At 53.8% G+C, this 22370-nt stretch carries 19 protein-coding genes and 2 tRNA genes; 4 read left to right on the top strand and 17 right to left on the bottom strand.

Annotation, left to right across the window (positions count from 1 at the left end; genetic code table 11):
* The first annotated feature begins 43 nt into the window (after window positions 1–43).
* From ubiU to F3J38_RS14435, 3 genes are all read left to right on the top strand, one after another.
* Window positions 44–1039 (top strand): ubiquinone anaerobic biosynthesis protein UbiU, encoded by a 996-nt coding sequence (gene ubiU / locus F3J38_RS14425; protein WP_167139462.1) that lies wholly within the window; start codon window positions 44–46, stop codon window positions 1037–1039.
* Between the two features lie 9 nt (window positions 1040–1048).
* Window positions 1049–1933 carry a U32 family peptidase gene (locus F3J38_RS14430; protein WP_167139464.1) on the top strand — a complete coding sequence of 295 codons (885 nt, stop codon included), beginning with the start codon at window positions 1049–1051 and terminating at the stop codon, window positions 1931–1933.
* Between the two features lie 115 nt (window positions 1934–2048).
* Window positions 2049–3059, top strand: a complete 1011-nt coding sequence (locus F3J38_RS14435) for a luciferase-like monooxygenase (protein WP_167139466.1) — start codon at window positions 2049–2051, stop codon at window positions 3057–3059.
* Window positions 3060–3062: 3 nt separating this feature from the next.
* Here the strand turns inward: F3J38_RS14435 and F3J38_RS14440 are convergent, their stop codons facing one another.
* On the bottom strand, window positions 3063–3980 hold the full coding sequence (locus F3J38_RS14440; RefSeq protein WP_167139467.1) for an AraC family transcriptional regulator: 918 nt from the start codon (window positions 3978–3980) through the stop codon (window positions 3063–3065).
* A gap of 183 nt (window positions 3981–4163) precedes the next feature.
* Between F3J38_RS14440 and F3J38_RS14445 the strand changes: the two genes are divergently transcribed.
* Window positions 4164–4910, top strand: a complete 747-nt coding sequence (locus F3J38_RS14445; RefSeq protein ID WP_167139469.1) for an SDR family NAD(P)-dependent oxidoreductase — start codon at window positions 4164–4166, stop codon at window positions 4908–4910.
* Between the two features lie 67 nt (window positions 4911–4977).
* On the opposite strand, the gene F3J38_RS14450 is transcribed toward F3J38_RS14445, so the two are convergent.
* From F3J38_RS14450 to ftsH, 16 genes are all read right to left on the bottom strand, one after another.
* Window positions 4978–6870, bottom strand: a complete 1893-nt coding sequence (locus F3J38_RS14450; protein WP_167139471.1) for a DEAD/DEAH family ATP-dependent RNA helicase — start codon at window positions 6868–6870, stop codon at window positions 4978–4980.
* Between the two features lie 16 nt (window positions 6871–6886).
* On the bottom strand, window positions 6887–6943 hold the full coding sequence (gene yrbN / locus F3J38_RS28380) for a protein YrbN (protein WP_100229640.1): 57 nt from the start codon (window positions 6941–6943) through the stop codon (window positions 6887–6889).
* A 103-nt stretch (window positions 6944–7046) separates the two neighbouring features.
* The gene (nlpI, locus tag F3J38_RS14460) at window positions 7047–7931 is read right to left on the bottom strand and encodes a lipoprotein NlpI (RefSeq protein ID WP_008104288.1); all 885 of its coding nucleotides are present in this window, start codon (window positions 7929–7931) and stop codon (window positions 7047–7049) included.
* 129 nt (window positions 7932–8060) lie between these two features.
* Window positions 8061–10196 (bottom strand): polyribonucleotide nucleotidyltransferase, encoded by a 2136-nt coding sequence (gene pnp / locus F3J38_RS14465; protein ID WP_167139473.1) that lies wholly within the window; start codon window positions 10194–10196, stop codon window positions 8061–8063.
* A 311-nt stretch (window positions 10197–10507) separates the two neighbouring features.
* Window positions 10508–10777 carry a 30S ribosomal protein S15 gene (gene rpsO / locus F3J38_RS14470; RefSeq protein WP_034826514.1) on the bottom strand — a complete coding sequence of 90 codons (270 nt, stop codon included), beginning with the start codon at window positions 10775–10777 and terminating at the stop codon, window positions 10508–10510.
* Between the two features lie 135 nt (window positions 10778–10912).
* Complete coding sequence (gene truB / locus F3J38_RS14475) at window positions 10913–11857, bottom strand: tRNA pseudouridine(55) synthase TruB (RefSeq protein WP_167139475.1); 945 nt, start codon at window positions 11855–11857, stop codon at window positions 10913–10915.
* Complete coding sequence (gene rbfA, locus F3J38_RS14480; protein ID WP_167139477.1) at window positions 11857–12264, bottom strand: 30S ribosome-binding factor RbfA; 408 nt, start codon at window positions 12262–12264, stop codon at window positions 11857–11859. The genes truB and rbfA overlap by 1 nt, the downstream gene beginning before the upstream one ends.
* 65 nt (window positions 12265–12329) lie before the next feature.
* Window positions 12330–15020 (bottom strand): translation initiation factor IF-2, encoded by a 2691-nt coding sequence (infB, locus tag F3J38_RS14485; RefSeq protein ID WP_167139479.1) that lies wholly within the window; start codon window positions 15018–15020, stop codon window positions 12330–12332.
* Between the two features lie 17 nt (window positions 15021–15037).
* Window positions 15038–16525, bottom strand: a complete 1488-nt coding sequence (nusA, locus tag F3J38_RS14490; protein WP_034826526.1) for a transcription termination factor NusA — start codon at window positions 16523–16525, stop codon at window positions 15038–15040.
* A 24-nt stretch (window positions 16526–16549) separates the two neighbouring features.
* The gene (rimP, locus tag F3J38_RS14495; protein WP_167139481.1) at window positions 16550–17002 is read right to left on the bottom strand and encodes a ribosome maturation factor RimP; all 453 of its coding nucleotides are present in this window, start codon (window positions 17000–17002) and stop codon (window positions 16550–16552) included.
* A 212-nt stretch (window positions 17003–17214) separates the two neighbouring features.
* Window positions 17215–17291: transfer RNA gene (locus tag F3J38_RS14500), tRNA-Met, on the bottom strand.
* A gap of 59 nt (window positions 17292–17350) precedes the next feature.
* Window positions 17351–17437: transfer RNA gene (locus F3J38_RS14505), tRNA-Leu, on the bottom strand.
* Between the two features lie 48 nt (window positions 17438–17485).
* On the bottom strand, window positions 17486–17821 hold the full coding sequence (gene secG, locus F3J38_RS14510) for a preprotein translocase subunit SecG (RefSeq protein ID WP_167139483.1): 336 nt from the start codon (window positions 17819–17821) through the stop codon (window positions 17486–17488).
* Between the two features lie 217 nt (window positions 17822–18038).
* On the bottom strand, window positions 18039–19373 hold the full coding sequence (glmM, locus tag F3J38_RS14515) for a phosphoglucosamine mutase (protein WP_167139485.1): 1335 nt from the start codon (window positions 19371–19373) through the stop codon (window positions 18039–18041).
* A 4-nt stretch (window positions 19374–19377) separates the two neighbouring features.
* Window positions 19378–20211 (bottom strand): dihydropteroate synthase, encoded by an 834-nt coding sequence (folP, locus tag F3J38_RS14520; RefSeq protein ID WP_167139487.1) that lies wholly within the window; start codon window positions 20209–20211, stop codon window positions 19378–19380.
* An 85-nt stretch (window positions 20212–20296) separates the two neighbouring features.
* On the bottom strand, window positions 20297–22228 hold the full coding sequence (gene ftsH, locus F3J38_RS14525; protein WP_039327554.1) for an ATP-dependent zinc metalloprotease FtsH: 1932 nt from the start codon (window positions 22226–22228) through the stop codon (window positions 20297–20299).
* Between the last annotated feature and the right edge of the window lie 142 nt (window positions 22229–22370).

Below are 22370 nucleotides of genomic sequence, written 5' to 3' on the forward strand. Positions count from 1 at the left end.
CCTTCCCTACACTTTAACGCTTCGGAATTCGGGGAGGAAATGTATGGAACTGCTGTGTCCGGCGGGGAATTTACCTGCGCTGAAATCGGCGGTGGAGCATGGCGCCGATGCAGTGTATGTCGGTTTGAAAGATGACACCAATGCCCGCCACTTTGCTGGCCTTAATTTTACTGACAAGAAGCTGGCTGAAGCGGCGCGTTTCCTGCATCAGCACCGTCGCAAGCTGCACGTGGCCATTAATACCTTTGCCCATCCTGATGGGATGAATCGCTGGCAAACGGCGATTGATGTGGCGGCACAAAACGGTGCTGATGCCTTGATTCTTGCCGATATTGCCACGCTGGAATATGCCGCGCAGCGTTATCCGCAGGTAGAACGCCACCTTTCTGTGCAAGCGTCGGCGACCAATTTGCAGGCCATTCACTTTTATCATCGCCATTTCGATTTGAGCCGTGTCGTGCTGCCGCGCGTGCTGTCGATTCATCAAGTCAAACAGCTGGCGCGGGAAACACCGGTGCCGCTGGAAGTCTTTGCCTTTGGCAGCCTGTGCATTATGGCGGAAGGCCGCTGCTATCTTTCTTCCTGGCTGACCGGGGAGTCACCCAACAGCGCCGGAGCCTGCTCACCCGCTAAGTTCGTACGCTGGCAACAAACGTCACAGGGCATGGAGTCGCGCCTCAATGAAGTGCTGATTGATCGCTACGGTGTCGATGAAAGTGCAGGTTATCCCACGCTGTGTAAGGGCCGTTATGAAGTGGATAACCAGCGCTATCACGTGCTGGAAGAGCCCACCAGCCTGAATACGCTGTCGCTGCTGCCAGAACTGCTGCGCGCTAATATCGCCTCAGTAAAAATTGAAGGCCGTCAGCGCAGCCCTGCTTACGTGGCACAGGTGGCGAAAGTATGGCGCCAGGCGATTGATCGCTGCATGTCATCGCCTGAGCAGTTTGCGGTGCAGGAACCCTGGATGCGCGCACTCGGTGAGCTTTCGGAAGGCAGCCAGACTACGCTCGGTGCCTATCACCGCGACTGGCAGTAAGGAGAAGTGATGAAATACGCCATTGGGCCGGTGCTGTGGTACTGGCCAACGGACACACTGGAACATTTTTATCAGCAGGCTGCGGCCAGCAATGCCGAGATTATCTATCTCGGTGAAGCCGTCTGCAGTAAACGGCGCGCGACCTCATTTCATCAATGGATGGAAATGGGGCGCATGCTGGCGCAACACGGCAAGCAGGTGGTGCTCAGCACGCTGGCGTTATTGCAGTCGCCGTCTGAAGTAAAGGAGCTACGACGCTATGTGGAGAATGGCGAGTTCCTGCTGGAGGCGAACGACATGGGCACGGTGAATATGGCGGCGGAGCGCCAATTGCCGTTTGTCGCCGGGCCAACGCTTAACGTCTACAACGCGCAAACGCTCCAACTGCTGCTCAAAGAAGGCATGACACGCTGGTGCATCCCCGTAGAGATGTCGCGCGACTGGCTCATCCAGCTATTACAGCAGTGCGATGCTGCTGGGGTTCGCGATAAATTTGAGGTGGAAGTGCTTGGCTACGGACATTTACCGCTGGCGCTTTCGGCACGCTGCTTCACTGCACGTTCAGAAAACCGGGCCAAAGATGATTGCCAGACTTGCTGCATTCACTACCCCACCGGCCGCCGCGTACTCTCGCAAGAGGGCCAGCAAGTGTTTGTGCTGAATGGCATTCAGACCATGAGCGGCTACTGCTATAACCTCGGGAATGATCTCGCTGGAATGCACAACTGGATCGACATTGTGCGCCTGTCACCGCAGGACGAAAGCACCCTGGCGGAAGTGGATCGCTTCCGCGCCAATGAAGCCGGAGAGGCCCCGCTGATGATGGCGCGGGGCAGCGACAGTAATGGATACTGGCGACGTCTGGCGGGCATGGCGCTAGAAGGGGGTCGATAAAGGCACATTCCGGCTATATTCCTGCCTTTATTAGCAGTTTTAATATGGGTAATGATGCGTAATACTGAGCGGCGTAGGTTGGTTAACACCTGCGCCATCATAAGCTGGAGTGCCCATGTCTGAGAAAAAAACTGTTCGCCTGTCCGTGCTGGATCTGGCACCCATTCCGCAAGGTTGCGCTGCGCGCGATGCTTTCCACAATTCGCTGGCGCTGGCGCGCCAATCCGAAGCCCTTGGTTTTCATCGTTACTGGCTCGCTGAACACCACAACATGACTGGTATTGCCAGTGCGGCGACCTCGGTGTTGATCGGTTATTTAGCGGCGAATACGGAAACCTTACGCCTCGGTTCAGGCGGGATCATGCTGCCCAACCACGCGCCGCTGGTGATTGCCGAACAGTTTGGTACCCTCGAAGCACTCTATCCTGGGCGTATTGATCTGGGGCTGGGCCGTGCACCGGGCTCCGACCAGCGCACCATGCTGGCGCTGCGCCGTCATCTCTCCAGTGCGCAGGCCGATAGCTTCCCGGAAGATGTCGCAGAGCTGATTCGCTGGTTTGATGCCGAAGACGGTGAGCATCCGCCGGTTCAGCCCGTGCCTGGCCTGTGTTCAAAAATCCCCGTGTGGTTGCTTGGATCCAGCCTTTACAGTGCGCAACTGGCTGCTCAGCTCGGTTTGCCGTTCGCCTTTGCTTCCCACTTTGCACCGGATCTGCTGTTCCAGGCCCTGCACCTGTATCGCGAGAAATTTAAGCCTTCTGCGCGTCTGGCGAAGCCGTATGCCATGGTGTGCGTCAATGTGGTGGCGGCGGATAGCGAACGCGATGCGCGTTTCCTGTTCACCTCCATGCAGCAGCAATTCATCAATCTGCGTCGTGGCAAACCCGGTCCACTGCCGGCTCCCGTCGAGAACATGGATAATCTGTGGTCGCCGTCAGAGCAATATGGTGTTCAGCAGGCGCTGAGCATGTCGATTGTCGGGGACGGTGACAAAGTGCGTCAGGGACTTGCCGCCTTGATACGCGAAACTCAGGCAGACGAGATTATGGTCAACGGCCAGATTTTCGATCCGCAAGCCCGTCTGCGTTCGTTCGCACTGGCGATGGAAGCAGCACGCTCACTGTAAAGCTTATTGCGGTGGGGACAGGCCTTCTGGCCCCACTGCGACCATGCGCACATCCCGCGCCGGTGATTGCCCATAGAAGCGGCTGTATTCGCGGCTAAACTGTGAAGCACTTTGATACCCCACGCGATACCCTGCGGTTCCCGCATCCAACTTATCAATCAGCATCAGGCGCCGCGCTTCGTTAAGACGCAGCTGCTTTTGATACTGCATCGGCGTCATGGCCGTTACCGATTTGAAGTGATGGTGCAGCGACGAGATACTCATGCCCACGCTACTGGCCAGTTGATCCATCTTAAGCGGCTGATGAAAGTTTTCGCGTAGCCAGCGTGCCGCGCGCGCCACTTTGTTACCTGGCCTTTCCGTCAACGCCATATTGAGGATGCGTGGCCCTTCTGGACCAGTGAGGAGTCGATAGAAAATTTCTTGCTCAATTAACGGTGCCAGCGCCGGAATATCCTGGGGCTGATCCAGCAGCTCAATCAGGCGGATCACGGCATCGACCAGTGGCGGCGCCACTTTGTGTACCGTAATTCCACGTTCATTGGTTACCGTTGCGCCGATCTGCTGCAACGGGAAATGTTCGAGGTAGTGCATCAGGCGCGTTTCGTTGATGGTGATCCCTACGCCCAGATTCGGTTTTTCTTCTGTGGCCTGCACTACGCAGGATTGCACCGGCATATCCAGCGTCACTAACAGTAGATCGCCCGGTCCGTAATGCATCACGTCCTCACCCATGCGCAATGCTTTTTGCCCTTGCGCCACCAGTGCAAAGCTGGCCCAGGTCGCAATATGCGACAGGCTCGTGGGTTTGGAGCTTCGGCCAAATGAGAGAAAATCGATGGGGCTGAAGTGGCGGCCATCTTCCGGGGTATGGCGCGCAATCATCGCCACCAACTGCTGCCACTGTTCCTGATGAATCATGCGTTGCGCACTCCGCGATGAGAAATCACTGTGTGGCTATTCTCGCTTTTCCCCGATGCTGCGCCTAGTCCTTGAACCACACTTTTGCAGGATTGTGCAAAAAGCTTGCAGGATTGCACTACCGCAAAATTGTATGGACAGCGCATGCTTACCCTTCCCCGAATTCTCAGGTGGAGAGACACAATGAAAGCACTTGAAGGCAAAATTGCGCTGGTAACGGGCGCGTCGAAAGGCATTGGCGCCGCCATTGCTATGACTTTCGCGGCGGCCGGTGCTCGGGTCGTGGTTAACTATCGACAGGATGAAGCGGGCGCGGCAGATGTGGTCACTGACATTTGCGAGACGGGCAGCGACGCTATCGCAGTTCAGGCCGATATCTCACGCGAGGCCGATGTGCAGCGTCTGTTCGCTCGCAGCATCGAGCAGTTTGGCGCACCGGATATTGTGGTCAATAATGCTGGCATCTTCCATCACGGTAACTTTGCCGAGCTCAGCCTTAGCGAAATGCAGCAACAGCTCAATGTGAACCTGTTGGGTACACTTTTAGTGTGCCAGCAGGCGGCAAAACATTTCCCCGCGCGTGGTGGATCAATCATTAACCTGAGTGCGCTTCACAGTAAGCAGAGCACGCCTGGCTCAGTGCTGTGGGCCGCGACCAAAGGCGCAATCGATACCTTAACGCAAGGTCTGGCGCGTGAGCTTGGGCCGCGTAATATCCGCGTTAATGCGCTAGCACCGGGCATTATCCTGACTGAAGGCTTGCTGGCCGCGAAGAAGATGAATCCAGATGTTAAGGCGAAACTGATCGCCGCGACACCCTTAGGGCGGTTTGGCCTACCGGAAGATGTGGCGCAGGTTGCCCTGTTTTTGGCATCAGAAGAGTCAGCCTACGTGAGTGGAGAGCGGGTGTTGATTGCCGGCGGCGTGTAACGTTTAATTTACGAGCATAAAAAAGGGACGCCGCGGCGTCCCTTTTTACTATTTAGCGTTTTATCGCTTACGCGTCACGACGACGTGGTGCAGAAGCACCTTCTGGACGTGGGCCACGACCGCCTTCACGGTTGAAGCGTCCGCCTTCACGGCCACCTTCACGACGTTCAGAGAAGCGACGTGGTGCACCTTCGCCACGCGGAGCGCCATTACCACGACGCTCACCATCACGACCGCCTGGACGACGTTCGCTACGCTCGAACGCAGGAGCATCACCCATCAACTGCATGTTCATCGGCTTGTTCAAGATGCGCGTACGAGTAAAGTGCTGCAGAACTTCACCCGGCATACCTTTTGGCAGCTCGATAGTTGAGTGGGTACCAAACAGCTTGATGTTACCGATGTAACGGCTGCTGATGTCACCTTCGTTGGCAATCGCGCCCACGATGTGGCGCACTTCAACGCCGTCATCACGGCCCACTTCAATGCGGTACAACTGCATTTCGCCAACGTCACGACGTTCACGACGTGGAGCGCCATCACGGTCACCGCGATCGCCACGGCTTTCGCGTGGACCACGTGAATCGCGAGAATCACGACGATCATCACGGTCGCGGAACTCACGACGTGGTGGACGTGGTGCTTCTGGTGGCAGAATCAGTGGACGTTCGCCCTGTGCCATTTTCAGCAATGCTGCGGCCAGTGTTTCGAGATCCAGATCTTCACCCGGCTGCATTTTGCTCAGCAGTGCACGGTACATATCCAGATCGCTGCTTTCCAGCTGCTGCTGGACTTTAGCGGCGAATTTAGCCAGACGGCGCTCACTCAGCAGTTCTGAGTTTGGCAGTTCAACTTCTGGAATAGTCAGCTTCATGGTGCGTTCGATGTTACGCAGCAGACGACGCTCACGGTTCTCAACGAACAGCAGCGCACGGCCAGCACGGCCCGCACGACCGGTACGGCCGATACGGTGAACGTAAGACTCAGCATCCATTGGAATGTCATAGTTAACAACCAGGCTGATACGCTCTACGTCCAGACCACGTGCTGCAACGTCGGTTGCGATCAGGATGTCCAGACGACCATCTTTCAGGCGCTCCAGGGTCTGCTCACGCAGCGCCTGGTTCATGTCACCATTCAGTGCTGCGCTGTTATAACCGCTGCGCTCCAGCGCTTCAGCCACTTCCAGCGTGGCGTTTTTGGTACGCACGAAGATGATGGCAGCATCAAAGTCTTCTGCTTCCAGGAAACGCACCAGCGCGTCAGTTTTACGGCCGTAAGCGGTCCAGTAAGACTGAGAAATGTCAGGACGCGTGGTCAGGCTTGACTGAATACGCACTTCCTGTGGATCTTTCATGAAGCGTTTGGTGATACGACGAATCGCTTCTGGCATGGTAGCTGAGAACAGCGCGGTCTGGTGACCGTCTGGGATCTGCGCCATGATGGTTTCAACGTCTTCGATGAAGCCCATACGCAGCATTTCATCAGCTTCGTCCAGCACCAGACCGCGCAGGTTAGACAGGTCTAACGTGCCGCGTTTCAGGTGGTCCAGCAGACGACCAGGCGTACCTACGACAACCTGTGGTCCCTGGCGCAGTGCGCGCAGCTGAACGTCATAACGCTGGCCGCCGTACAGGGCAACCACGTTCACGCCACGCATGTGTTTAGAGAATTCCGTCATGGCTTCAGCAACCTGAACAGCGAGTTCGCGGGTTGGAGCCAGCACCAAGATCTGTGGTGCGCGGACAGTTGGATCAATGTTGTTCAGTAACGGCAGGGAGAATGCCGCTGTTTTACCACTCCCGGTCTGCGCCATACCCAGCACATCACGGCCCGCCAGCAGGTGAGGAATACACTCAGCCTGGATTGGGGATGGCTTTACGTAGCCCATACCGTTCAGTGATTCGAGGATGTCAGCGTTCAGGCCAAGGTCAGAAAAAGTGGTTTGAATATCAGTCATGTAGTACACGTGCCTCTTAGATTGCGGCGGCCAGTCTACATAACTCGTCGTGAAAATTTTCAGTCATTTTCATCAAAAAGTGTGAACCGGCTCAAATTAGAAGTTTTGACGAACAGAAAAGCCCTCACCTCGAAGATGATGACTTTACAAGTATTCAGGCAATAAAAGTTCGTCAGCTATTGCTGGTCAGATTCTGATAAATCGTCTTGTGTCTGGCCGAGTTGCGCCAGTTCCAACAATGCGTATCGGTGCTCAACAAAGTTGTTAACATTGTTAGCGACCGCCAGTTTGAACAACGCTTTCGCGTCGTCCTTCTCCCCCAGACTTAGGTAGTACTTACCTAAATAGAAGTTGGTTTCACTGAGATGTTCAGCGAGCGAGGTGTTATCCGTTGCGTCCGCCTTGAGACGTTCCATCAGCGTTTTTTCACTGATGTCGCCAAGGTAGAACTCGACAATATTCCATCCCCATTGGTCCCGGACCGCTTTGTCATGTCGCTGTCTCAGCGTGACTTTGGCCTTGTCGGCGTCCATATCGCTTTCAACGAGATAGAGCCAAAGGCTGCGGAAAGGATCGTTAGGATCGTCTTGATAAAACGCCAGCAGATCATCTTGCGCTAACTTGTATCGACCGCCGTAATAGAGGGCGATACCACGGTTTAAATGCGCATAGTTGTAAGTTGGATCAAGCTCAAGTACAGAATCAAACGCTTCATAGGCAGCATCAAAATTGCCTGCCTGCGTTAAATATATGCCGAGATAGTTAAACACCTCAGGCATATCCGGTCTTATGGACAGCGCTTGCGAGAAATCGTTCCGCGCTAATGCCCTCAGACCCAAACTATCATACAACACTCCGCGCTCATATAATAGCTGTGCGCGTTCATCATCGGTAAGGGCACGACTGGCAAGAATTTGTTCCATTCGCGCCAGGATCACCTCTTGCTGCAGTGTGGGCTGCAAAGGTACTGCCAGAACTTCGTTCTTACGCCAATTGGAGTTGCTGCATCCTGCCAGCGTGATAGCTGTCGCAACAAAACACCAGCGCAAAAAAGGCTTCATTTCCCACTCCCGAATACAAACATTGGGATAACCATCCTGTCATCCGCCTGCTGTGCACAAGGATTCCCGCCCTCGCGATGATCCAAACACTTCTCCCCGCAGAGCAGGGAGAAGCCAATCAGTAAACGCTTACTCGGCGTCAGGTGCATTCGTCGCAGCGGTCGTTTCTTCCGCTGGTTTCTGCTCTGTCGCTTCTTTGATGCTCAGGCGTACGCGGCCCTGACGGTCCACTTCCATCACTTTGACTGGAACTTCCTGACCCATCTGCAGGTAATCGGTCACTTTCTCAACACGCTTGTCAGCGATCTGAGAGATGTGAACCAGACCTTCTTTACCGCCGCCGATGGCCACGAAGGCACCGAAATCAACGATACGCGTCACTTTACCAGCGTAGATACGACCCACTTCGATTTCAGCGGTGATCTCTTCAATACGACGAATCGCTTCTTTCGCTTTGTTGCCGTCAGTTGCTGCGATTTTCACGGTGCCATCATCTTCGATTTCGATGGTGGTGCCGGTTTCTTCGGTCAGCGCACGGATAACAGAACCGCCTTTACCGATGACATCTTTGATCTTGTCTGAATTGATCTTGATGGTGTAAATACGCGGTGCGAACTCAGAGATTTCCTGACGCGGCGTGCTGATTGCCTGCTCCATCACGCTCAGGATGTGCAGACGCGCACCTTTAGCTTGGTTCAGAGCAACCTGCATGATTTCGCGGGTGATACCTTCAATTTTGATATCCATCTGCAGTGCAGTGATACCGTCGCGGCTACCCGCTACTTTGAAGTCCATATCGCCGAGGTGGTCTTCGTCACCCAGGATGTCAGACAGAACCACGAAGTTTTCGTCTTCTTTAACCAGACCCATCGCAATACCGGCTACGGCCGCTTTGATCGGTACACCTGCGTCCATCAGTGCCAGAGAAGCACCACACACGGAAGCCATAGAAGAAGAACCGTTAGATTCGGTGATTTCAGACACGACACGCACGGTGTACGGGAACTCTTCCTGCTTAGGCATCACTGCCAGCACACCGCGCTTCGCCAGACGACCGTGACCAATCTCACGGCGCTTCGGTGAGCCAACCATACCGGTTTCGCCCACTGAGTACGGAGGGAAGTTGTAGTGGAACAGGAAGCTGTCGGTGCGCTCACCCATCAGCTCATCCAGGCTCTGCGCATCACGTGCCGTACCCAAGGTCGCCGTTACCAGCGCCTGAGTTTCACCACGGGTGAACAGAGAAGAACCGTGAGTACGCGGCAGTACGCCAGTGCGCACGTCCAGACCACGGATCATATCTTTTTCACGGCCGTCGATACGTGGCTCACCACGGATGATGCGGCTACGCACGACGCTCTTTTCGAGATCGTGAACGATGTCAGCGATTTCGCCAGCATCCAGCGTTTCATCTTCAGCCTGCAGCGCAGCGATGGTGGCATCTTTGACTACGCCAACCTGCGTGTAACGCTCCTGCTTATCAGTGATGCGGTAAGCATCAGCGATACCAGATTCTGCCAGTGCCGCAACACGTGCAATCAGTGCATCGTTTGCTGGCTCTGGCTGCCAATCCCAACGCGGTTTGCCTGCTTCAGCAACCAAAGCGTTGATGTTTTCAATCACAACCTGCTGCTGATCGTGGCCGAACACCACTGCACCCAGCATCTGATCTTCGGTCAGCACTTCTGCTTCAGATTCAACCATCAGAACCGCGTTCTGCGTACCAGCAACGACCAGGTCCAGACGTGAGGTTTTGATCTCATCAGCAGTTGGGTTCAGAACGTACTGGTCGTTGATGTAACCGACGCGCGCTGCACCGATTGGGCCATTGAATGGCAGGCCTGACAGCGCTAATGCTGCAGAGGCACCGATCATCGCAACGATGTCCGGGTTAACCTGCGGGTTCACAGAAACAACAGTCGCAATAACCTGGACTTCGTTGATGAAACCTTCTGGGAACAGTGGACGCACTGGACGGTCAATCAGACGAGAAATCAGAGTTTCGCCTTCGCTTGGACGGCCTTCACGACGGAAGAAGCTACCCGGGATACGACCAGCAGCGTAAGTACGCTCCTGATAGTTAACCGTCAACGGGAAGAAATCCTGACCTGGTTTAGTTTTTTTCTGGCCAACAACGGTAACGAATACCGCAGTGTCGTCCATGCTCGCCATAACTGCTGCAGTGGCCTGGCGTGCCATCATGCCGGTTTCCAGCGTGACGGTATGCTGACCATATTGGAATTTGCGTACGATCGGGTTCAGCAAAATTTAAGTCCTTAAATTCGGGGGGCGAAGCCCACTTAGGCTCGCCGGGGTTTACCGATCTTTAGTTGCATCCTCGCGACTAATGACAATCTTCAACCGCTCATGCGGTAAAGCCTCTCATTAGCCGCGCGAAACGCTGCAAGCAAAGATCACTCTCAGCAACAATACATGAGTTTGGTACGGAATGCTGCGGATTGCTCGAAAAAAGGGGCCATAAAGGCCCCCTTTTCGCGAAACTCGCACAAATCTGATCGTCAGATGCGCTTTTCTGCATAGTGCATGTGCTACATCGTTGATCAGATTCTTCAGACTTAGCGACGCAGACCCAGGGTTTCGATCAGGCTGGTGTAACGTGCAACGTCTTTACGCTTCAGGTAGTCCAGCAGCTTACGACGCTGAGATACCATGCGCAGCAGACCGCGACGGCTGTGGTGGTCTTTTTTGTGCTCAGAGAAGTGACCCTGCAGGTGGTTAATCTGAGCAGTCAGCAGAGCAACCTGAACTTCAGTTGAACCGCTGTCGTTAGCACCACGACCGAATTTAGCAACGATCTCTGCTTTAGCTTCTACGCTTAGAGACATAATGAACTCCGAAATAATAAATGAATGGTTGGGTGCCGATCTCTAATTCAGCAGCCCGCTTTAAAAGCCGCGCTATTCTACTCTTCGCCTGATAGCAACGCAAATGCGCCGTTAGGTCAAATCAATGCTTATTGATTAGGCGGGAAACTCGACCACCAGACGACGCGGCGCCACGCGCCCATCCTCGGCGATTTCAGCCATACCGATAAATTTGTGCTCGTCACCTTCGGTGACACGCACCAATCCCTGTTCTGGCGCATTCGCCACCTGCACCGGCATCCCCTGCTTGAAATAGGCAGCGACCGCAGGCAAAAGGTTCACAATCGGGAACTCTTCCGCCGGGCTGTCCATTGGCAATAGCAGCGCATCCAGAGCGGTATAATCCGGCGTTTCTGACGCATTCGCCTCTGCTGCCATGGCCTGCAACTGCTCAAACGTCACCATGCGTTCGATCGGATACTTCGCAACCTGCAAACGACGCAGCATGATCACATGTGCACCGCAGCCCAGTTTTTCACCCAAATCATCAATAATGGTGCGGATGTAAGTGCCTTTGGAAACATGAATTTCCAGTTCCAGCTCATCCCCTTCCCAGCGAATAAACTGCAACTCAAACACCGTAATCGGGCGCGCTTCACGTGGTACGGTAATGCCTTCACGTGCGTACTCGTAGAGCTTACGGCCCTGATACTTTAGAGCAGAGAACATGGTTGGCACCTGCAGGGTGTCACCACGAAAACTCTCCAGTGCCGCATCCAACAGCGCCTGGCTAAAGTTCACCGGGCGGGTTTCAACGATGTTGCCATCTGCATCTGACGTATCCGTCCGCTCGCCTAAACGTGCAATCACGCGATAGCGCTTGTCTGAATCCAGCAGAAACTGCGAGAACTTGGTCGCTTCGCCGAGGCAAATCGGCAACATACCGGTCGCCAGCGGATCGAGTGCGCCAGTGTGCCCTGCTTTATTAGCATGAAACAGGCGCTTAACTTTCTGCAATACATCGTTGGAGGATGCGCCCTGATGTTTATCCAGCAGAAACACACCGTGGACGTCGCGACCGCGACGACGAGGACGACTCATCAGTCCTCCTTGTCATCTTCCGCCGGGTTTTCACCACGACGCTCAACATCACTCTTAATAACGTTGCTGACCAGGTTAGACATGCGCATCCCTTCGATCAGTGAGTTGTCATAGAAGAAGGTCAACTCCGGCACGATACGCAAGCGCATCGCTTTTCCGACCAGAATACGGATATAACCTGAAGCTTCTTTCAACGCTTTCAGGCCATTTTTTACCGCATCTTCATCCTGATCATTCAGGAAGGTCACGAAGACTTTGGCATAAGCCAGATCGCGTGATACTTCAACGCCTGACACCGTGACCATCATGCCAAGACGCGGGTCTTTAATTTCGCGCTGCAGGATGATGGCAATTTCTTTTTGCAGTTCCTGAGATACGCGCTGTGGGCGGCCAAATTCTTTTGCCATTTTTCTTTCTCCCAAATAATTCGGGAGGCCAGAGGCCTCCCAAATTGCAACACATCAGATGATAATCAATCGATGGTGCGTTTAATTTCAATCACTTCAAAGACTTCGATCATATCGCCAACACGAACATCGTTGTAGTTCTTCACGCCGATACCACACTCCATGCCATTACGCACTTCGTTGACATCGTCTTTAAAGCGACGCAGAGATTCCAGCTCGCCTTCGTAAATCACCACGTTGTCGCGCAGGACGCGAATCGGGTTGTGACGTTTGATGTTGCCTTCGGTGACCATACAGCCTGCGATAGCGCCAAATTTCGGTGACTTGAACACGTCACGTACTGCAGCCAGACCAATGATCTGCTGTTTGAATTCTGGTGCCAGCATACCGCTCATGGCCGCTTTCACTTCGTCAATCAGATTATAGATGACGGAGTAGTAACGCAGGTCAACGTTTTCAGCATCAATGACGCGGCGAGCGGAAGCATCAGCACGCACGTTAAAGCCAAGGATGATTGCGTTGGATGCCGCAGCCAGCGTGGCGTCGGTTTCGGTGATACCACCTACGCCCGAACCGATAATCTTCACCTTCACTTCGTCGGTGGAGAGTTTCAGCAGGGAGTCGGAGATCGCTTCCACAGAACCCTGTACGTCGGATTTCAGCACGATGTTCAGTTCTGACACTTCGCCTTCGGTCATGTTGGCAAACATGTTCTCCAACTTCGACTTCTGCTGACGCGCCAGTTTCACTTCGCGGAACTTGCCCTGACGATACAGTGCAACTTCACGTGCTTTCTTCTCATCACGTACAACGGTCGCTTCATCACCCGCTGCTGGCACACCAGACAGACCGAGGATTTCCACTGGAATGGATGGACCTGCTTCCAGTACTTCACGACCCAGTTCGTCACGCATCGCACGCACACGGCCATATTCGAAGCCGCACAGCACGATGTCGCCTTTGTTCAGCGTACCTTCACGCACCAGCACGGTAGCAACCGGGCCGCGGCCTTTATCGAGGAAGGATTCGATCACTACGCCGCTCGCCATACCTTCGCGAATCGCGGTCAGTTCCAGAACTTCAGCCTGCAGCAGAATCACGTTCAGCAGGTCATCAATACCGGTACCGGCTTTCGCAGAAACGTTGACGAACATGTTCTCACCGCCCCACTCTTCCGGAATAATTCCGTACTGGGTCAGCTCGTTCTTCACGCGATCTGGATCAGCTTCTGGCTTATCGATCTTGTTCACCGCAACCACAACCGGCACTTTCGCTGCTTTCGCATGCTGAATAGCTTCGATGGTTTGTGGCATCACGCCGTCATCGGCTGCAACGACGAGGATAACGATATCCGTTGCCTGCGCACCACGTGCACGCATCGCGGTAAACGCGGCGTGGCCCGGGGTATCCAGGAAGGTGATCATACCGTTGTCAGTTTCAACGTGGTAAGCACCGATGTGCTGAGTAATACCACCCGCTTCGCCTGATGCAACTTTGGTTGAGCGAATGTAGTCCAGCAGAGACGTTTTACCATGGTCAACGTGACCCATGATGGTGACGACTGGCGCGCGAGCTTCCTGCGCGGCATCAGTATCACGATCGTCCATTACCGCTTCTTCCAGCTCATTCTCGCGGCGCAGGATCACTTTGTGACCCATTTCTTCCGCAACCAGCTGGGCAGTTTCCTGGTCGATAACTTGGTTAATGGTCGCCATCGCGCCCATTTTCATCATCGCTTTGATGACCAGCGAACCTTTCACGGCCATTTTGTTAGCCAGTTCAGATACGGTGATGGTTTCGCCGATGATGACATCACGGTTCACGGCCTGAGCTGGCTTGTTGAAGCCCTGCTGCAGTGAACTTGGTTTGCGATGCTTGCCACCTTTACCGCCACGTACTTGCGCACGTGCTTCTTCGCGGTCGGTTTTCGCTTCAGAATGCTTGTTGCCTTTCTTCACCGGACGAGCCGCTTTAGTGGTACGTGCACGTCCACGGCCACCTTCAACTTCACGGTCGTTTTCGTCTTCGGCCTGACGGGCATGAGTAGACGTGGTGACGTGATAGTCGCCTTTGTCTTCTTCTTCCGGTTTTTCCCATTCAGCTGATTTTTCTTCAGCCAGACGGCGGGCTTCTTCAGCCACACGGCGAGCGTCTTCTTCCAGCTTACGGCGTGCTTCTTCTTCCGCTTTACGTTTCAGTTCAGCCGCTTCGGCTTCACGACGCGCCTTATCAGACTGCGCAGCCTTGGTTACTTCGTCGGTAGGTTGATTAGTCACTTTCTCATTTTCCGCTGCTTCACGCTTAGCCTTGTCAGCGGCTTCGCGCTTGGCTTTCTCTTCGGCTTCACGTTGCGCTTTTTGTTCAGCTTCGCGACGGGCTTGTTCTTCCGCCTCGCGACGCGCCTGCTCTTCCGCTTCACGCTGTGCCTCAGCTTCAGCTTCTGCCTGAGCTTGCTCAGACTCTGCATCACCTTTCACGTATGTGCGCTTTTTGCGGACTTCGATTTGCACCGACTTACTTTTACCCCCGGTGCCTGGAATATTCAAGGTGCTACGCGTCTTGCGCTGCAACGTCAGTTTACTTGAAGCGGTCTGACCGTGCTCACGATTCAAGTGGGACAGTAAGGTTTCTTTCTCTTGCTGGGACACCGCATCGTTTTCAGACTTACGGATCCCTGCGTCAGCAAATTGCTGTACCAGGCGATCAACCGGGGTCTGAATTTCGGCGGCCAGCGATTTTACGGTTACATCTGTCATGCTGTTCCTTCCTGTTATTACGCGTCATCGCCGAACCAGCAGATATTACGTGCAGCCATAATCAGCGCACCGGCCTTCTCATCATCCAGCCCTTCAATATCTGTCAGATCGTCAACACCTTGCTCAGCGAGATCTTCCAGCGTGCAAACGCCTTTAGACGCCAGGCGATACGCCAGCGCACGATCTAAGCCCTCAAGATTCAGAAGATCCTCAGCGGGCTCCTGATTACCAAGGCTCTCTTCTTTCGCTAATGCCAGGGTGGTTAACGCATTTTTTGCTCGTTCACGCAGGGCTTCAATGGTCTCTTCATCGAGGCCGTCGATTTCCAGCAACTCGTTGATTGGCACGTAAGCCAATTCTTCCAGCGAAGAGAAGCCCTCTTCCACCAGTACGGTGGCGAACTCTTCGTCGATGTCGAGATGTTTGGTGAACATATCGATTGCTGCGTGGGCTTCAGCCTGATGCTTAGCTTGCAGATCATCGACGGTCATCACGTTCAGTTCCCAACCACTGAGTTGAGAAGCTAAACGCACGTTTTGGCCGTTACGGCCGATCGCCTGAGCCAGATTGCCGGCTTCAACTGCGATATCCATGGTGTGATTATCTTCATCCACCACGATTGACGCCACATCGGCTGGCGCCATGGCGTTAATAACGAATTGCGCTGGGTTATCGTCCCACAGCACGATATCAATACGCTCACCACCCAGTTCACTGGAAACCGCCTGCACGCGCGCACCGCGCATACCGACGCAAGCACCAACAGGGTCGATACGTTTATCGTTGGTTTTCACGGCGATTTTGGCACGTGAACCCGGATCGCGCGCTGCCGCTTTGATCTCGATAACTTCTTCGCCGATTTCTGGTACTTCAATGCGGAACAGTTCGATCAGCATTTCCGGTTTAGAACGGGTCACAAACAGCTGAGCACCACGTGCTTCAGGGCGCACTGCGTACAGCACACCACGAATACGATCGCCTGGGCGGAAGTTTTCACGTGGCAGCATATCTTCACGGCCAATCACGGCTTCAGCATTGCTGCCGAGATCCAGAGAGATACTGTCACGGTTCACTTTCTTCACCACGCCGGTGATGATTTCACCTTCGTGTTGACGGAACTGATCAACCACCATTGCGCGCTCGGCTTCACGTACTTTCTGTACGATGACCTGCTTCGCGGTTTGGGTGGTGATACGGTCGAAGGTCACTGATTCGATCTGATCTTCAACATATTCGCCCAGATTGAACGCTTCATCCTCAAAGCGAGCGGCATCCAATGTGATTTCACGGGTCGGCTGTGTGACTTCTTCAACAATCTGCCAGCGACGGAAAGTATCGAAATCGCCGCTGCGACGGTCGATGCTGACGCGCACTTCGATCTCTTGCTCATACTTCTTTTTGGTCGCAGTGGCCAAAGCGCTCTCCAGCGCTTCGAAGATTTTCTCACGCGGCAGGGCTTTTTCGTTAGAAACGGCTTCTACTACAGCTAAGATCTCTTTGTTCATCCTGGTTAGCCTCAATCCGGACTTTTAAAAGTGGGGGACCAGGTTCGCTTTCTGAATGTTGCTCAGCGCGAACACTTCATCGTTACCCTCAACGGTCACCGTGATCATCTCGCCTTCTACTGACTTGATGATGCCCTGCCATTTACGGCGGTTCTGTACGGCCATACGCAGTACCAAGCTCACCTCATCACCGACGAAACGAGTATAGTGTTCAGCAGTGAAAAGAGGACGTTCGAGACCCGGCGAGGAAACTTCAAGGTTGTAAGCCACCGTAATGGGATCTTCCACATCCATCACAGCGCTGACCTGGTGGCTAACATCGGCACAATCATCAACATTGATACCGTCTTCACTATCAATATAGATGCGCAAAGTCGATGTGCGACCGCGAACGAATTCGATACCGACCAATTCGTAGCCAAGCGCTTCTACCGGAGCGGTGATCAAATCAGTCAATTTTTGCTCTAATGTGGACAAGCCCACCCCCAAGACATAAAAAAAGGGCCTATAGCCCAGTGTTGCGATTCCTGATAACAAAAAACCCCGAAAATTCGGGGCTTTTTGTGACTGGACCCTGTACGCCGCATGGCGGCTTCGGCACACAATCCAAAAGAATTTTTTTCAAAAACTCACTGAGGATGCGTCCGTCGATGCATACAGTATATTTGAAAAAGAACTCTAAGGGAAAGTGGTTGCGGGGGCCGGATTTGAACCGACGACCTTCGGGTTATGAGCCCGACGAGCTACCAGGCTGCTCCACCCCGCGTCCGAAAACGTGGCGAATATTACGCCGATCTTGCGAAAATAGCAAGTTTTACTGAGATTTGGTACCGAGGACGGGACTTGAACCCGTAAGCCCTTTCGAGCACTACCACCTCAAGGTAGCGTGTCTACCAATTTCACCACCTCGGTACTGCACTGACTGCGACGTTGTGTTGTCGCTTTTAGCATTGACGATGCTTACTGCGGGATATCATTGCCCGGGGTTGCCGGTTTAGCTGGCTGAGTCTGCTGTTGAGACTGAGCTGGCGCAGTGAGGTTATCCCACTCGCTTCCTTTAGAAGTCTTATTCGTGTTCAGATTGCCAAGAACCAAGCTGATAATGAAGAACAGAGTCGCCAGCACGCCAGTCATACGAGTCATAAAATTGCCTGACCCGGTTGAACCGAACAGTGTACCAGAGGCGCCTGCACCGAATGAGGCTCCCATATCAGCGCCTTTGCCTTGCTGCAGCATGATCAGACCTACGAGGCCAATCGCTACAATAAGGAAAACAACTAACAGAGCTTCGTACATAATCAACCTGTTTCCTTGCGCGTTATCTGCACAGTTAAAGCTTCACCAATATTGACGGGGAGTATCGTCATCACCCATCAGAAGCGGGTGTGAATACTAACCAATGGCGCATACCTCTGCAAGTGCATTTTTCACGAACTTTATTGATTGCGGAAAAAAGCGCCATCATGGTGATTTTACAGGCGGAAAGGTTAAAATCTTTCCGCCTGTTGCAGGATTAGACCGCTTTGACCGCATCCGCGATTTTATGCGCGAGCGACGTTACCAGCGTTTCGTCTTCACCTTCTACCATGACGCGAATCAGGGGTTCAGTACCTGATTTACGCAGCAGAACACGCCCACGGCCTGCCAAAGTTTTTTCCACTTCAGCGCTGACCGCTTTAACGCTGTCGCTCTCCAGCGGATCGTGGCTGCCACTGAAGCGTACGTTGACCAACACCTGCGGCAACATCTTCATCCCACTGCACAAATCATGCAGGCTCATGTGGTTGCGCACAATTGCAGTGAGTACTTGCAAACTTGCTACAATGCCGTCACCGGTGCTGATTTTATCCAGCAAAATGACATGCCCGGAGTTCTCTGCGCCCATGCGCCAGCCCTTCTCCTGCATTTTTTCCAGCACGTAGCGGTCCCCCACTTTCGCACGGGTGAACGGAATGCCCAGCTGCTTCAGCGCCAGTTCCAGCCCCATGTTACTCATCAATGTCCCCACCACGCCGCCGCGAAGCTGACCTTGACGTAAGGCTTCACGCGCGATGATGTAAAGAATCTGGTCACCATCCACCTTCTGGCCTAAATGATCGACCATCATGATACGGTCACCGTCACCGTCATAGGCCAGACCAAGATCGGCTTTCTCATCGAGAACACGCTGTTGCAGCATGCGCAAATCGGTGGCGCCACACTCTTTGTTGATGTTCATGCCATCGGGCTGAACGCCAATCGCAATGACTTTAGCGCCCAGTTCACGCAGTACGTTTGGTGCGATGTGGTAAGTCGCACCGTTTGCGCAGTCCACCACAATCTTCAAGCCGTTAAGGCTCAGTTCGCCAGGGAAGGTGCCTTTGCAGAACTCAATATATCGACCGGCAGCATCAACAATACGGCTTGCTCGTCCCAGTTCCGCAGATTCCACACAGGTCAGCGGCTTTTCCAGTTCCAGTTCAATCGCTTCTTCCACTTCGTCAGGCAATTTGGTGCCTTCGGCAGAGAAAAATTTAATGCCGTTATCGTCGAAGGGGTTGTGCGACGCCGAGATCACGATGCCGGCTTCGGCACGGAAGGTGCGAGTCAGGTAGGCAATGGCAGGCGTTGGCATCGGCCCCGTAAAGGCCGCCGATAACCCCGCCGCCGCCAAGCCAGCTTCCAGCGCCGACTCCAGCATATAACCGGAAATGCGCGTATCTTTGCCAATGACGACTTTCTTAGAACCCGAACGCGCCAGCACTTTACCGGCAGCAAAGCCCAGCTTCAGTACGAAATCAGGCGTGATCGGGGCTTCACCCACTTTGCCACGAATGCCATCTGTACCGAAATATTTACGATTACTCATGCCTTTATCCTTTTGCTCTCCGTGTCGCCTCGACAACGCGCATCGCTTCGACAGTTTCTTTCACATCATGCACGCGAATAATTTGCGCCCCCTGCATAGCGGCAATCACCGCACAGCTCAGGCTTCCGGTCAGGCGCTGCGCCGGACCGACATTTAACAGCTGGCCAATCATCGACTTGCGCGACATTCCCACCAGTAGCGGCAAGCCAAAATGGTGGAAATGGCTCAGTTCGGCCAGCAGTTGATAATTGTGGTTGAGATTCTTACCGAAACCGAAGCCAGGGTCGAGCAGCAGATTCTCTTTTTTAATACCTGCGGCTTCGCAGCGTGCAATCTGTGCCTGGAAGTAAGCGTCCACTTCACTCACGATATGTTGATATTCGGGTGCTTGCTGCATGGTACGAGGCTCGCCCTGCATGTGCATCAGGCAGACCGGCAAGCCGGTTTCCGCTGCTGCTGCTAGTGCGCCGGGTTCCGAGAGCGAACGAATATCATTAATGATGTGAGCACCCACTCGCGCAGCCTCGCGGATAACTTCCGGCTTTGACGTATCGACGGAGATCCACACTTCAAAACGCTGCGCAATCGCTTCGACCACAGGGATAACCCGCGCCAGCTCCTCTTCTACGCTCACTTCATCTGCGCCCGGCCGCGTCGATTCGCCGCCGACATCGATAATGGTTGCGCCGGCATTGACCATCTCATTGGTGTGGGTCAGTGCGTCCACCAAGGTGTTATGCGTCCCGCCATCAGAAAAGGAGTCCGGCGTGACGTTCAAAATACCCATCACATGGGGAAACGACAGATCGAGATGGGAATCACGGGCGTACAACTTCATGGGGGGAATCTCCTGGGAATTCACTGAATCACTAAATGTAAAAAACCCCGGACCAGCCGGGGTTTTTGCAGAGGTTTGGCGCCTCTTATTTGTCGAGCTGCTCTGACATGGTGTTGCCAGGGTTCGGCGTACGCGGTTCATCAACCGGACGTGGCGCCTTCGGCGTACCATTGTTGTCTGATGAGCTGCTGTTGCCTGAATCATCCCAACCCGCAGGTGGGCGAACTTCACGGCGAGCCATCAGGTCATCAATCTGTGGTGCATCGATGGTTTCATACTTCATCAGCGCGTCTTTCATCGCGTGAAGGATGTCCATGTTCTCACCAAGCAGAACACGAGCACGCTGGTAGTTGCTGTCGATCAGGTGCTTAACTTCCTGGTCGATGATGCGTGCTGTTTCGTCAGACATGTGTTTCGCTTTCGCCACAGAGCGGCCGAGGAACACTTCGCCTTCTTCTTCAGCATACAGCAACGGACCCAATTTCTCGTTGAAGCCCCACTGCGTCACCATGTTGCGCGCCAGGTTAGTCGCGACTTTGATGTCGTTAGACGCACCGGTTGAAACGTGTTCAGCACCGTAGATGATCTCTTCTGCAAGACGACCACCGTAAAGCGTCGAGATCTGGCTCTCCAACTTCTGACGGCTGGCGCTAATTGCGTCGCCTTCAGGCAGGAAGAAAGTCACACCCAGCGCACGGCCACGAGGAATAATCGTCACTTTATGTACCGGATCATGTTCCGGCACCAGACGACCAATGATTGCATGGCCGGCTTCGTGATACGCGGTAGATTCTTTCTGCGCTTCCGTCATCACCATGGAGCGACGTTCCGCACCCATCATGATTTTGTCTTTCGCTTTCTCGAATTCAACCATTGAGACCACACGCTTGTTGCCACGCGCAGCGAACAGCGCCGCTTCGTTGACAAGGTTAGCGAGGTCAGCACCCGAGAAGCCCGGCGTACCACGTGCGATGATCGCTGCATCAATGTCTGTTGCCAGCGGCACACGACGCATATGCACTTTCAGAATCTGTTCACGACCGCGAACGTCTGGCAGACCCACCACAACCTGGCGGTCAAAACGACCTGGACGCAACAGCGCAGGGTCAAGCACGTCTGGGCGGTTAGTTGCGGCGATAACGATGATGCCTTCATTACCTTCGAAGCCATCCATTTCAACCAGCATCTGGTTCAGCGTCTGCTCACGTTCATCGTGACCACCACCTAAACCGGCACCACGTTGGCGACCTACCGCATCGATTTCATCAATAAAGATGATGCACGGCGCAGCCTTTTTAGCCTGCTCGAACATGTCACGCACACGAGATGCACCGACACCCACGAACATTTCGACGAAGTCAGAACCCGAAATGGTGAAGAATGGCACCTTCGCTTCGCCAGCAATCGCTTTCGCCAGCAAGGTTTTACCGGTACCCGGAGGGCCGACCATCAGGACGCCTTTCGGGATCTTACCACCCAGTTTCTGGAAGCGGCTTGGCTCGCGCAGATACTCAACCAGCTCACCCACTTCTTCTTTCGCTTCATCGCAACCTGCGACATCAGCAAACGTGGTCTTGATCTGGTCTTCGGTCAGCATGCGGGCTTTACTCTTGCCAAAGGACATCGCGCCTTTGCCACCGCCGCCCTGCATCTGCCGCATAAAGAAGATCCAAACGCCAATCAACAGCAGCATTGGGAACCAGGAGATGAAGATGGAAGCCAGCAGGCTTGGCTCTTCTGGTGGTTCGCCAATCACTTTGACGTTTTTGGTCAAGAGGTTATCAAGCAGCTTAGGGTCGTTGACAGGAATGTAAGTCGTATATTTATTACTGTCTTTTTTGACAACGTTAATCTCACGCCCGTTAATACGTGCCTCGCGGACCTGATCCTGGTTCACTTCTGACAGGAAGGTTGAATAATCAACCCTACGGCCATTCGACTCGCTGGGCCCAAAGCTCTGGAAGACAGACATCAGCACGACCGCGATGACTAACCAGAGAATCAGGTTTTTCGCCATGTCACTCAAGGGATTAACCTCATATTACAACGGTGTTAACAGACAGCGTAGGGTACTATATATCCTTCGGACCTGGAATCGCGGCGCTGATGATTTTACTGCTTTCCACTGAAACTCAGAATTACACATCAGAGTAAACGCA

This window comes from Candidatus Pantoea formicae (assembly GCF_011752625.1).
Taxonomy (GTDB): Bacteria; Pseudomonadota; Gammaproteobacteria; order Enterobacterales; family Enterobacteriaceae; genus Pantoea; species Pantoea formicae.